Origin of the sequence: Flavobacterium frigidimaris (assembly GCF_002217275.1) — a bacterium.
Taxonomy (GTDB): Bacteria; Bacteroidota; Bacteroidia; order Flavobacteriales; family Flavobacteriaceae; genus Flavobacterium; species Flavobacterium aquidurense.
In genome coordinates, this window is the sequence record NZ_MUGV01000004.1 from 84,113 (window position 1) to 97,011 (window position 12,899).

The following is a 12,899-nucleotide window of genomic DNA, read 5'->3' on the forward strand; positions in this document are numbered from 1 at the left end:
AAGCTATTTTAATTTCAAAATACGACATTATAAAAATTGTTATTTATCAATTGTGGTTTTTATCTTTTAAATCACCCAATCTTAAAAGCTTTAAGCTGTCTATAATATTAATTACAAGCAATATAATGGTGATTAAACCAGCCAAATATTTAATTGATCCGGGAAATAAAACTTCGATAATTAAAATGAATGCAATAATAAACCGAAGTTCTGTTGGACCAACAGCGCCAGAATCTATACTGTATTCATTAGTAATTTTGTAGCGCAACTGACTGATGATGATCGACCAGCCATACAAGGCAACAAAGGCAAAGGCTACTATTTGTGTGCCATTTTTAGCATAAATGTAGTAGCCAAAGCCTATAAGTACAATACCAATCCAATCGGCAATAATATCGAGTGCAAAACCATACCAACGGCGCGGAACATTTCTGTAATACGCCAATCTTCCATCTAAAGAATCGCCTAACCAGTTTATAGCCAAACCGATAATACCCAAAAGCAAATACCAATTGGCGAAATAAGTACCTAAAACAAAAGCTAAAAAAACGAGTCCAGAACCCAATGTCCCTAGTAAAGTGAGTGCGTTTGGCGAAATGAATTTAGGTACCTTTGGAAGCAAAAATACAATCGTTAACTGTTCTGCTCTTTTTAAAATATTAGTTCGCTGACGGTCTGAAAATGTTCTTTGTACAATTGCACTATGCCCTTCAATCTGTGTTTCTTTCCCCATTTATAGCTAATATTAAGCCAGATAGCCTTAAACCAGTTCTAGTTTTATAATTTTTAATTTTATTTTTCTTTGCGTATTTTTAAAGAAATCGCTGGTTCTTTTTAGCTTACCTGATCTAACCAGATAGCTAAATGCGAGAGCAATTAGCATAATTATTTAACAATACCTGCAAAACGTTGATAGAAAACCGTTGGACTGTTCTCATCTTTAGGAGCGTATTTTCCGGCTATAATCGGAACATAAATGACCCTTCTTCTGCTTTCTTCACCACGGATAGTCGATTCTGCCACTCGGTGCCACAAACGGCCATCGTGAATGGTTAAATCACCAGCTTCCGGAGTGATAGCAACTTCCTGTGGATCGGGTTTATTATCTAAAAAGTATTTTTTACGAAAAAGCATTTGATAAACACTTTGTTTGTGAGTTCCCGGAATGATTTTAAGACCACCGTTTTCAGGTTGTAAAGTACTTAAATGAATCCCCACATTAAGCATTGGGTTTAATTTTCCACCATAAAAAATATCTCTCAAACCATCTGTATGCCAACCCATTTTGGTAAACTTACTTTCCGGCCCATTGATATAATGATTGAAAACCATTCCGTCCTTTTCCTCAGTACCTAATCTCGAGCCCTCGCCTGCCAATGGCAATAAACTATTGAATCTCGGATCAAGCAAAAGTCCGCTTAAGGTTTGATGATGCTGATTGATAAAAGCAAAACGTTGTACAATTGGAGAGCCATCTAAATCTTTTCCGTATTTAATGGGAACGCCATTTACTTTTTGAAGGTCATTGTCAATCCATTTTTGCTCCACTTGTTTGGAGGCATCAATGATAGATGAAACCGTTTCCGGATTTATAAATTTTTTGAAATGGATGAAGCCATGTTCGTTAAAAAAGTTGATTTGCTCAGCAGTTAATTGCTCAGTAAGGGCAAAAGTTTTATAAGAAGATACCATAATAATATATTTAATAAATGAAATAATAGTGTTTGTAATTTTATCTAAAGTGATTTGCAACAGCAACAACAGCAACACATTCGCATGTTGTTGGCGTGCATTCGATCTTTAGGAAAATTAAACTCATTTCTCATATTAGATATACTCTATAGAATTAGTAGACATTTACACAAATGTAATATAATTTCTTATTTGCAAAGAATTTTTTTTTATTTTTTTTGAAAAAAATTAAATTTTATAAATCCCAGCGGCTGTTTTTTCGATGAAAGCCTTTGGTAGTACGCGATTGGCATAAACCGAAATGATATTGGTAAACCCCGGAATAACTTCTGATTTTTTGTTGAACATGGCTTTTACTGCCATTTTTGCCACTTCATCAGGTTGCATATTAAACTTTTCAGCCATTTTGCTAAAAGCATCTAGACCGGCTCTTGAAGCAAAACCGGTATCAACCGGACCCGGACTAAAGCAGGTTACTGAAATTGAACTCTGGGCGAGTTCAAAACGCAAGGCGCGCGTAAACGATAAAACAAAAGCCTTTGTAGCCGAATAAACAGCCAGCGTTGGTACAGCCTGATAGGCTGCAGTACTTGAAATATTTAAAATGTAGGCTTGTTTTTCTTGTGAAAGTATGGGTATCAATAAATATGAAAGTTCTACAACCACATTCATGTTAAGTTGCATCATGCCAAGCTGATCAGTTAGTGAAGACTGACTAAAATCGCCCCACACCCCATAACCGGCATTGTTCACTAAAAAGCCAACGGGATAGTTATTCGTTTTTATCCAATCGGTTACTTTTTGTGCTGCATCATTTACCGAAAGATCAATTGATAAAAAAGGCGCATTGATGCCGTATTTAACCTTCAGCTCATCAGATAATGCTTTTAATTCGGCTTCGCTTCTTGCTACAAGTAATAATGGATAACCCTGTTTGGCCAATTCATAAGCAATAGATTTTCCAATGCCTTTGCTGGCACCAGTTATTACCGCATACGGTTTCGTTTCTTCGCTCATTTTATTTGTTTAATCTTCCAAATATAAAGATTAATTGTAAACTGTTGGGTGTGCAGGGTATAGAATGGTTTCTCTCTCCTTCCCTATCTTCTGCGAATTATTGCATTCCACATCTAAGCATTCTTCAGCTCTACTAACCGTCAATAATTACTTTTCGGTGTTTTATTCCCCATTCGGCAAGATCATTTATTATCGTCTTTAATGTCAATCCATACTCCGTCAGCTGATAATGTATTGTGACAGGCTGCGTGTCGAGAACTGTGCGTTTAATAAGTTTATTAATTTCCAGGTCCTTTAGTTCTTTGCTTAACATTTTATTGGAAATCCCGTTTACATCATTTAAAATATCTGTAAATCTTCTTTTATTATGATAACAGATGGATGAAATTATAGAAATTTTCCATTTCCCATTCAATATATCCATTGTATCATGGACTGCCATTATCTCTTTCTTGTGTTCAATCTGACATTCGTTACTCATACGTTACCTTGTTACTCAAATGTTACTGTTACTTTTAGTTACAAAGTAACAATAATAAACTTAACTGAACTAGCTTTGCCATTATAAATTTAAAATATAATAAAATGAATTTCACAAATAAAAATGTTCTGATCACAGGAGGGACTACAGGAATCGGATTAGCAACAGCTAAAGAATTTATAAAAGCAGGTGCCAACGTCTGGATCACAGGAAGAAATAGCGAAAACCTTGAAAATGCAGCTGCAGAAATTAGCAGTCCAAAATTAAAAACAATAGTGGCTGATACTGCCAATTTATCAGATCTTTCAGAGTTGGAAAAAACTTTTACAGAAACCGGAAATAAATTAGACACTCTTTTTCTAAATGCAGGAATAGCAAGATTTACCTCAATCGAAGAAGTAACTGAAGCTGACTTTGACGCACAGTTTAACACCAATGTTAAAGGCCATTTCTTTACACTTCAAAAGCTACTTCCCCACTTAGCAGAAGGTTCATCAGTAATATTTACTTCGTCAACCGTTGCAACGGCAGCAAATTTAGGAAGCAGTATCTATTCCGCTACCAAAGGAGCTTTAAATAAAATTGCTCAGGTAGCTGCAAATGAATTAGCAGGAAGAAAAATTCGTGTCAACATTCTGAGTCCTGGTCCAGTTTCTACGCCGGGACTTCATAAAGCGGTACCGGAAGACGCGAAAGAATTTCTGGCAGGTGCTACTGCAATGCAGCGATTAGGAGACCCATCGGAAATTGCGAAAACAGTATTATTTCTTGCTTCAGACCATGCTAGTTTTATTACCGGAACAGAGCTGATAGCAGATGGAGGTTATATCAATTATGCTCTAAAATAAATTGATCACGGCCCTTTTAATAAATAATTAAAAGATTTTAAACTAAAATGCTAAATCAAATGATTTAGCATTTTTTTTAGTATCAAGAAATATTTTATTTTACCAGGTTTTTCTTCATTACATATCGGAATCTTAAATACAGTAAGGCAGATGATGTTAGCAATCCCAAAGTCAAACCATACCAAATTCCTTTTACTCCGGCATCGAAATGAATTCCTAAAACATAGGCCGCGGGCAAACCAATAAGCCAATACGCAACAAAGGTTATAAAAGTAGGAATGTTTACATCTCCCATTCCTCTTAGTGTTCCTAATCCAACCACCTGTGTACCATCAAAGAGTTGGAACAGAGCAGCAATTATCAATAATTGTGCAGCCAGCGCTACAACAGTTGCATCATTTGTTATTAAGTAAGGTAAATATTGATTAAAGAGCATAAAAATTACAGCAAAAAACATCATGAAAATAATAACCAAATGATAGGACGCATAAGCAAACCGCTGAAGTCTTTTGTAATTTTGATTTCCAAAACTATTTCCGACTTTAATAGTTGCAGCCGATGCAATTCCACCAGCCATCATATAGGTCATTGCCGCCAGGGTTATGGCAGTTTGATGAGCAGCTTGTTCAATTGCACCAATATGACCTGCCATTAAAGCGGCAGCGGCAAATGCCCCAATTTCGAACACATACTGCATCGCCACAGGCAATCCTATTCTTATCACTTTTACAATTTTTGAAAAATCAACAAACTTAACGGAGAAATGATGAATGTATAACCTGAAATTCTCTGATCGCAGTACGTACCCTATCATAACCAACATCATTAAAACACGATCTATCAATGTTGCGATTCCAACTCCCTTAACTCCCATGGGCTCAATGCCAAACATTCCCTTTACCAGAATTACTGCAATAAGTACGTTAAGCACATTTCCCCATATCGTTATGGACATTGCTTGTTTTGTAAAACCCAGCCCTTCGGCAAACTGCTTGAAAGTTTGAAAAATCATTAAAGGCAGAATAGATAAACTTAAAATTAGCAAATACGGTTTTGCTGTTTCTACCACCTGAGGATCCTGCTCTGCATGCTGCATGGCAAACATAGAACCATAATACACTATTAAAAAAAGAAAAATTGCAGCTGCAATATTAAGCCATAAACTGTTTGACAAAAGTTCAGCGCATTCCTTAAAATTTGATTTTCCGTTTTCTTGTGCAATCAAAGGTGTTAATCCGTAGGCAACACCTAATCCAATCACTAAAACTACCATGAAAACCGAATGAACCAGCGAAACTGCTGCCAATGATATAGTTCCTGCATAATGCCCTATGATTACTGTATCCAGAGTCTGCACCAAAGTATGTCCCAATTGAGAAATTACAACGGGTCCTGCAAGTGTTATTGTACTTTGGTAGTATATCTTATTGGATTTATATTTTTTGATCATATTAAAAAATTGATAGCCTCGAGGCAGATTTAATGTATTGAAATTGCTATTACTTAAACCTTCATTTAAAGCGTAGCAATCTTTTTGTTTTAGATTTATCTTATGCTGTAAAAGCGATATGAAATACTATGAAAATATCCCATTTTGATAATCTGAGAGGAATTGGCTGCTGGTTATTCCGGTCTGGGTTTTAAAAAATCGCATCAAATGTCCCGGTTCTGAAAAATCAAGATCATAGGCAATCTCTGCAATAGTCTTTCCGGAATGTATCAGGTCATTCTTTATTTCAAAAAGCAATCGCTGTTTCAAGAGTTCTGTCGCGGTAACATTAAATTGCTTTTTCACACAAGTGTTAATGGTAATCCTGCTCACATTTAATAATTCTGCATAATAATCTATGCGCTGCTTTTGCCTGATATGTGTTTCCAGTAACTGTTTAAACTGGTAAGCAACGTTATTTTCGGCCCTATCAATGGAAAGATTATTTGCATCAGCATACATTCTGTTAAACTTCAAAAGCAGATAATAAGTAAGCGACCGTATAATATGAATACTATCTGTTCTGCTGTTAACCAGTTCGTATTTGATTTCCATAAGCTGACCAAATGCTTTTTGAAGTTCGTCCTTTTCAATGCTAATCTTTAAAGGATAATTCAACTGATAGAAATACAAAAGACGATAGGTAAAGAATTTGTCTGAGAAAAAATCATTAAGAAAATTTTCCTGAAAAACCAGAACAGTATAATCCAATCCCTCTTTCTCCAAAGTCCATTTTCTTTTTTGAAAGGGAGAAATAAAAACAATGGTATTGTCCGTTATATCGATCTTCTGCTGATTTAAAACCAGGGATCCCTTCGCTGTTTTAAAAAGCAATATTTCAAAAAAATCAGTATTGTAAGTATCGCGTTCCAAATATCTCTCACTCAGCATATCACCATGTAATACATTGAGAAGCACTTCAACACCACATTCTGTTTTATGAAATTTAATTGTTTTCATTTTCTATAATTAATTAACCCCTGAAATCTGTTTCTTACACGTTCTTTGCTATGCTTTTAAATAGTAGATTTAAAACAAATTTACAACTTCATTTACAAATTAATTCAAACCAAAAAAAATGAGCAGTAAAAAATTACCGCTCATTTTATAAAAGTGATTCCTTATTTACCCTTTATTTTACGACAGCAAATACTCTTCTGTTGTACTGATTTTTGCATAAAAGAATTCCAATGCTGCCAAAAATGCATTATGAACATCTGCAGCTTTGACGTCCTGACCCATTACATGAAGATTCAGTGTAGCACAGGCATCTCCAATTACGGTACATTCAAATCCAAAGTCAACGGCAGCCCTTGTCCCTGCGTCAATGCACATGTGAGTCATCATTCCCGCAATTACCAAATGTGTTATCTCCTTAGACTGAAGATATTCCAATAAATCAGTTTCTCTAAAACTATTAGGAAATTGTTTCGTGATTACTTTCTCGCCTTCCAGTGGTTTTACATTTTCATGAATTTCTACACCTTTTGTACCGGGAACAAAGATGGGAGAACCTTCTCCGGATATATGCTGAACATGCACAATAGTCCCTTTTTCTTTTCTAAAATACTCCAACAGTTTCTTAGCGTTTTCACTTGCGGCAATAGGATTTACAAGTTCCAATTTCCCATTTTCAAAATATTCTTTTTGTATATCAATTAGTAGCAGTGCCTTATTCATTTTACTTTAATTTTACTATTTATATCTGACAAAATTAGAACATAAACTAGTGCTGCCAGATACCAAAGTGCTTTTAATACCTACCATTTTGATAAGCAAGTGTCTTAGCTTTTAAGTTAGCCATGCGAAGCTTTTCATAAGGTTGAGTTTCATTATGGTTTCAAAAAAAGGACAAAGAAGAAATATTCTTCTTTGTCCCTTTTGAGTTTAAGACTATTTTCCTATTATACAGTAAACCATCACTGTAAATCATTTATAAAGCTAAAGTTGCTTACTTTGGTTCACTAAATTAACAGTACCAAAAAATCAATACTTAGGAAAAACAAAATTAAACCTGCCGAATAATTGATTTTGATCTTTTTCATATTTAATTCTATTAAACTACAATAAGTCTACTTTGACACTGTTTATTTTGCCTTCAAACTTATATGGTGCTTTTTTATAATATCGCATCGAAACCGAACCGCCTAAATCTTCGCCCACATCAAAAGTTTCACTGGCTGTAAATGCAGCTGGTACAGTTCTTTTTACCTCCCCATTGGAATACGGTTTTCCATCAACGGTAATTGCAACTTCAGCCGCTGCTCCGGGTTTGGCAATGGTAGTCAAAATTTCGACCTTATGTTTTCCTGCCGCAATTTTTTGATCAGTTTCAACCGTATAGCGCTCTATGATCAGCATATTATATTCGTACACTAATTTTCCGTTTTCCATAAATAAAGTAACACCGCCGCCGGAACCTCCCAAAGCATACAGTACGCCTGATGTATTTTCTTTTACATCCATGTCAATGACCACTTTATTGCTTTTTTTCCCAAGACCAGGAGCACTAAATTCTGGCATCCTTGATGTATTTTCATCAAAAACCCACGAATTATAAGGCGATCTGATAACATCTTCAGGGTGAATACGCAGCCAGATTCCCGCGCCAATTGGATAATCTTTATTGGCTTTTGCCTGATCATTAAAGACTTTTTGAAGTTCTTTCAATTTTTCAGGATTTTTAGTAGCCAAATCATTAAACTGGGTATAGTCTTCTTTGATGTTATAAAGTTCCCAGACATCTTTGTTTGAATCCCAATCTGCCAGTCCTTTTTGAGCTGAAATCCAAGGATATAAAGGTCCGAAGGTACAAGCATACCAGCCATCTTTATAAACGCCGCGGCTTCCGTTATTATCAAAAAACTGAATTTTGGATACTTCTTTTGCTTTTGGGTCATTAAAGGTATATTTCATACTCACACCATCCATCGGCATCTGATCAAAACCATTCACCACTTTTGGAGCCGTAATATTTAAAATATCATAAATTGTGGGTACAATGTCATTAATATGATGAAACTGACTGCGTGGTGTTTTGTCAGGTTTGATCATTTTTGGCCATCGTACTACCATTGCGTTTTGGTTTCCGCCAAAATGTGATGCTACCAATTTTGTATGTTTAAAAGGCGTATTTCCTGCCCATGCCCATGCGGCGTGATAATTATTTTCTAAAAGCGGCCCGCCGATAGCGTCTAATCCTCCTATTTTATCTAGTGCTGCCAATTGCTGCTCTATGGTATTTGAAACGTTATTTTGTGCTAATAATTCGCTAATTGAACCATTCTGGCCCTCGGCGCTTGAACCATTATCTCCCCAAATAAAAAATACGATGGTATTGTCTTTTTGTCCATTCGCTTCAAGCGCATCTAAAACACGGCCTACTTCATGATCGGCGTGCTCTACATATCCTGCAAAAACTTCCATCATCCTAATTTGGAAAGCTCTTTGCGATTGCGGAATACTTTCCCACGAAGCCATCGTTTTGTCACGAGCTGTTAGCTGGGCACTTTTTGGAATCCATCCTAATTCTTTTTGGCGTTTGAATACTTTTTCGCGGTAAGCATCCCAGCCATCATCAAATTTTCCTTTATACTTATCAGCCCATTCCTTAAAAATATGGTGCGGTGCGTGACCTGCTCCCGGAGCAAAATAAAGTAAGAATGGTTTATCTGCGGCATAAGCTTTATGCTGGCTCATCCAGGTAATGGCATGATCGGCCAAATCTGTCGTTAAGTGATAATTTTCTGTTTTTGGAGGTTCGACCGGTGTAAAGTCATCCACCAAACGCGGTTCATATTGTGATGTTTCTCCCGCAAGGAATCCGTAAAAATGCTGAAAACCATAATTTACGGGCCAATAATCAAAAGGTCCGGCAACTGTAGTCTGGTTGGCAGGCGTATTATGCCATTTACCAAATGCAGAAGTACTGTATCCGTAATCCTTTAAAACCTCGGCAACAGTTGCTGCTTCTTTTGGTATAATTCCGGTATACCCGTCCCAGTCTACCGCTCTTTCGGCAATTGTACCGCTGCTCACTCTCGTATGATTTCGTCCCGTAAGCAAAGCTGCTCTGGTTGGAGAACAGATAGAAGTGGTATGAAATTCATTATAAGCAATTCCTTCGCTGTAGACTTTTGATAATGTAGGTGTATTTACACCTCCTCCAAAAGTAGATGGTGTACCAAAACCAACATCATCCATTAGGATAATGATAATATTTGGAGCATCCTTAGGTAAATGTTCGGGTTGTGCTCTTCGCTTATGGGTACTTTCTGCAAGGGTTTCATTGGCAATACTTGCGCTTGGAACCGGAGGAAAAGGCAAAACATCCTGTCCATATGAAACACTTAGAAACCCGATGTTACATAAAATCAATAATTTAATTTTACTTAACGAATATTTTGAATACATCACTTCTAAAAAAATATTCTTATTAAAAAGGTCAACTATACTCATAATTTTAAAATTTATTAATTTACATACATAACATTTAAAATAAGAAAATCAAACGCACAGATTCCATCCGTAAATTATTTTACTTTTTCCGGTAAAGGCATTTTCCATACATTATTAATTACATCAGCCTGAGGACCATAGATTCTCATAACAAACATAAATCTTTCCGTTTTTGGCGTTGGCAACCAATTACTTTCTTTCTCTTTTCCTGGTGATGCTGCCTGCAGATAAAAGATCAAATCTCCATTTGATTCATATTTAAGTCCTTTTGATTTATTTCCTATGGAATATCTCGAAATAGGATTGGGTACCAGAAAACGTTTTGGCAAATTATACATCGTAATACTCCAAAAGTATTTGGCCTGAGGAAGCTGGTCTTTAGAAAATCGAAGTACGTATTTATTGCTGCCTGTTAATGGCTGATTATCTTTATCTGTTGAGCTTCCTGTATAAACCGCTTCTTCTTTTGTATTGCCGTAAAGTCCTGCCGCTGCTGCTATCGCGCGATTTAAATAATTATTTTTAAGTGATGCACGAGTACCAAAAAGGCTTCCGGAATCGGTTAGATTATCGATCTTGGATTCCAGTTCTTTTTTCCCTTCGGCAATTCCTTTTTCAATTGCTGCAATTGTTTCCGGCGGGTATTTAGAACTGTCATAAGGAACTCCCGGTTGTATACCAATTTTAGCAAATCGGGCTCTAAGTGCTTTTTCACTGCTGTCTTCGGTTGTATATTGCAATAGAGAATTCAGGACATTAATAAATTTTGGAGAAGAATAGTCAGCTTCATTCCATGCAGGAAGTGGCATATTGTATTTTTTTTCTGGTGGCGCTGCCTGGTTTGTATAGACGTGCAAAGGAGTCAATTTATATTGCTGCTGAATTTTTTTAAGATTAGCCACATCTTGCGGGCTGTGAAGTTGTGTACGTCCTACCAGAAAAATTAAATTAGTTTCTGATTTTAAGACTTTATCGATACCTTTTGGTGTTTCACCTTTCCAGTCCGGACCAGCTATAAGATACTTGCCAGCCTGATTTCCTGTTGCACGGGAACCCACATATTCAAAATTAAAAGTATACAGATCAACAAACTGCATGACATAATATCTGTCCTCTTCAATTTTTGGAACTTCAAGAATTACAGGCTCATCTGAAACATTAATTGCAGCCATGGAATATGGTGTATCGTTGTTTATTGTTACTACCAAAGTATCTGCAGGAGTTGCACTTACCGCAATGCTTTTGAATTTATTAAAACCGCCAATAAATTCTTTAGCATCTTTATTAACAGCATTGGCATAAATAGTTTTGTAATTATAAAACATAGGATAGCCATAAATCCATGCCTCTTTTGCTATTGCAGTAATGCTGTCGGGAGAAACAGACGCAGTATTAATTTGTGTTTGATCGGTTGTTTGCTCTTTTTTACAAGAGGTCGTTATTAAAAACGCAATAATAATAATAATAATAATAACGGAGAATACTTTTTTCATAGCGATGGTTTTATAGATTAAAATCGGCTTTTTTCTTACCTACCTAAAATTATAATTTAAAATAGTGCGATCTTATTTTTAGCCTTGAACCTCGTTGCAAATTATAATCTGCAACCAAAAAAGGAAGAATTTCCTATTCCATCTGTATTTTTTAGATTCCGCAACTATTTTAAACCATTACTGAAGTTTTTGGTTTAGTTTCAAATTATAATATGAAACCACTTTTCTTAATTTGTGTATCAGCTAATTTGTAACTTTAAATAATGCTTCTATAAAGTTTATATTTAATAACTAATCATCTTCATTATTATGTCGCTCCCCGATGAATTATACAATATTAAATTTGCCGAGCATATGGAATCGCTTAAGATTTTATATCTGGTTGATCCTAATTTCAAGGTAATTTGCAATGAATATTGTTTAAGCACAACAGCGACAAAAAAATATAAAGGCAAAATTGAAAAATATTTTAATAAAAAAATAGAATCAGAAAACTTGTCAAAAGAGTTAGAAGAAGAAATACTAATTTATTTGCTAAGAAGAAAATAGAATGCTTAGAAAAAGCACGAATTATAGAATGAACCTTCCAAATAAATCGTTGATGAACTTATGCTGTTTCATAACGCATCTTAAATTCCGAATCAATTCTTATAGCGATAAAAAATGTCTTTGCATTTGCTCTTTGAATCACAAGTTCAATTGCTTCCGGCGCGTCTCCTAAATATAAACTGCAAAATCATTTTTAAAACGATTATCTGTTCAGAGTTTAACTTTTTTGACACTAGTCGTTATAATACAAAACCATATTGTTAATCATTTGATTTATATTTACTTGTACTTTAAAAAACAAGTAAATGAAAAATAGAATTGGTTTTGTTCTTGTAATAGTTGCAGTTATGTTTCAAATAACGATGAAGGGTCAAAATTTAAAACTCGATCCAAAAGGGTACTTTTCGGCGCGAGGAATTGAGGTTACCGTTTTTGATGATATTTATCCTGACGGTCATCAAACGGGCGTGACCATGATTCAACATGGCGAGCGTGTTATGGCTAATGGCGATTTGAGATTAGAAATTTCACCTGGTCAATGGTCTCCCGTACCCAAAGAAGCCGAAAAAAAAATAGATCCTGCTACAAAAACCATTTCGCATTCCTTATCCTATCCGGATGAAACTAAGAATCATGTCGGTTTTAATCCAATTGATTATCCGGATCTGAAATTAAAATACAAAGTGAATGTTGCGCCTACGGAAGGAAGGACAATTTACGACTTGTAAAACCTGAAAACGATCCTCAACGCCAACTTTATCCTGCGCTTCTATTTTAGCATAACCTTCCATGTTAGATTGGCCAAAACTCAAATAAACATGAAAATTCGGATCTTGAGAATATCCTTTTTGTGCTATTAAAAAAAGAACAGC

Annotated in this window: 11 protein-coding genes; 2 read left to right on the top strand and 9 right to left on the bottom strand. The window is 35.6% G+C overall.

Annotated elements, in window-relative coordinates; all coding sequences use genetic code 11:
* Positions 1-46: 46 nt before the first annotated feature.
* The 4 genes from B0A65_RS01490 to B0A65_RS01505 form a co-directional block, all read right to left on the bottom strand.
* Complete coding sequence (locus B0A65_RS01490) at positions 47-733, bottom strand: CDP-alcohol phosphatidyltransferase family protein (RefSeq protein ID WP_074658099.1); 687 nt, start codon at positions 731-733, stop codon at positions 47-49.
* Positions 734-885: 152 nt separating this feature from the next.
* Entirely contained in the window at positions 886-1,692 is an 807-nt protein-coding gene (locus B0A65_RS01495) for a phytanoyl-CoA dioxygenase family protein (protein ID WP_074658350.1), read from the bottom strand.
* A gap of 228 nt (positions 1,693-1,920) precedes the next feature.
* Positions 1,921-2,709, bottom strand: a complete 789-nt coding sequence (locus B0A65_RS01500) for an SDR family NAD(P)-dependent oxidoreductase (RefSeq protein WP_074658097.1) — start codon at positions 2,707-2,709, stop codon at positions 1,921-1,923.
* Between the two features lie 133 nt (positions 2,710-2,842).
* Complete coding sequence (locus B0A65_RS01505; RefSeq protein WP_074658095.1) at positions 2,843-3,190, bottom strand: winged helix-turn-helix transcriptional regulator; 348 nt, start codon at positions 3,188-3,190, stop codon at positions 2,843-2,845.
* A 104-nt stretch (positions 3,191-3,294) separates the two neighbouring features.
* On the opposite strand from B0A65_RS01505, the gene B0A65_RS01510 reads away from it, so the two are divergent.
* The gene (locus B0A65_RS01510) at positions 3,295-4,038 is read left to right on the top strand and encodes an SDR family oxidoreductase (protein WP_074658093.1); all 744 of its coding nucleotides are present in this window, start codon (positions 3,295-3,297) and stop codon (positions 4,036-4,038) included.
* A 94-nt stretch (positions 4,039-4,132) separates the two neighbouring features.
* Here the strand turns inward: B0A65_RS01510 and B0A65_RS01515 are convergent, their stop codons facing one another.
* From B0A65_RS01515 to B0A65_RS01535, 5 genes are all read right to left on the bottom strand, one after another.
* Positions 4,133-5,488, bottom strand: a complete 1,356-nt coding sequence (locus B0A65_RS01515; RefSeq protein ID WP_074658091.1) for an MATE family efflux transporter — start codon at positions 5,486-5,488, stop codon at positions 4,133-4,135.
* Between the two features lie 126 nt (positions 5,489-5,614).
* Entirely contained in the window at positions 5,615-6,487 is an 873-nt protein-coding gene (locus B0A65_RS01520; protein WP_074658089.1) for a helix-turn-helix domain-containing protein, read from the bottom strand.
* A gap of 177 nt (positions 6,488-6,664) precedes the next feature.
* The gene (locus tag B0A65_RS01525) at positions 6,665-7,207 is read right to left on the bottom strand and encodes a cysteine hydrolase family protein (RefSeq protein ID WP_074658087.1); all 543 of its coding nucleotides are present in this window, start codon (positions 7,205-7,207) and stop codon (positions 6,665-6,667) included.
* Between the two features lie 381 nt (positions 7,208-7,588).
* Positions 7,589-9,985, bottom strand: a complete 2,397-nt coding sequence (locus B0A65_RS01530) for an arylsulfatase (protein ID WP_242670209.1) — start codon at positions 9,983-9,985, stop codon at positions 7,589-7,591.
* Between the two features lie 74 nt (positions 9,986-10,059).
* Positions 10,060-11,478: a DUF1254 domain-containing protein gene (locus B0A65_RS01535; protein ID WP_074658085.1), complete on the bottom strand. Its 1,419-nt coding sequence runs from the start codon at positions 11,476-11,478 to the stop codon at positions 10,060-10,062.
* Positions 11,479-12,332: 854 nt separating this feature from the next.
* Here B0A65_RS01535 and B0A65_RS01545 point away from each other — a divergent pair.
* Positions 12,333-12,755 carry a hypothetical protein gene (locus B0A65_RS01545; protein WP_074658081.1) on the top strand — a complete coding sequence of 141 codons (423 nt, stop codon included), beginning with the start codon at positions 12,333-12,335 and terminating at the stop codon, positions 12,753-12,755.
* Positions 12,756-12,899: the final 144 nt, after the last annotated feature.

Bases quoted from the DNA above. Each gene is read 5' to 3' on its own strand.
- B0A65_RS01490 (WP_074658099.1), bottom strand. From the start codon at position 733: ATGGGGAAAGAAACACAGATTGAAGGGCATAGTGCAATTGTACAAAGA.
- B0A65_RS01495 (WP_074658350.1), bottom strand. From the start codon at position 1,692: ATGGTATCTTCTTATAAAACTTTTGCCCTTACTGAGCAATTAACTGCT.
- B0A65_RS01500 (WP_074658097.1), bottom strand. From the start codon at position 2,709: ATGAGCGAAGAAACGAAACCGTATGCGGTAATAACTGGTGCCAGCAAA.
- B0A65_RS01505 (WP_074658095.1), bottom strand. From the start codon at position 3,190: ATGAGTAACGAATGTCAGATTGAACACAAGAAAGAGATAATGGCAGTC.
- B0A65_RS01510 (WP_074658093.1), top strand. From the start codon at position 3,295: ATGAATTTCACAAATAAAAATGTTCTGATCACAGGAGGGACTACAGGA.
- B0A65_RS01515 (WP_074658091.1), bottom strand. From the start codon at position 5,488: ATGATCAAAAAATATAAATCCAATAAGATATACTACCAAAGTACAATA.
- B0A65_RS01520 (WP_074658089.1), bottom strand. From the start codon at position 6,487: ATGAAAACAATTAAATTTCATAAAACAGAATGTGGTGTTGAAGTGCTT.
- B0A65_RS01525 (WP_074658087.1), bottom strand. From the start codon at position 7,207: ATGAATAAGGCACTGCTACTAATTGATATACAAAAAGAATATTTTGAA.
- B0A65_RS01530 (WP_242670209.1), bottom strand. From the start codon at position 9,985: ATGAGTATAGTTGACCTTTTTAATAAGAATATTTTTTTAGAAGTGATG.
- B0A65_RS01535 (WP_074658085.1), bottom strand. From the start codon at position 11,478: ATGAAAAAAGTATTCTCCGTTATTATTATTATTATTATTATTGCGTTT.
- B0A65_RS01545 (WP_074658081.1), top strand. From the start codon at position 12,333: ATGAAAAATAGAATTGGTTTTGTTCTTGTAATAGTTGCAGTTATGTTT.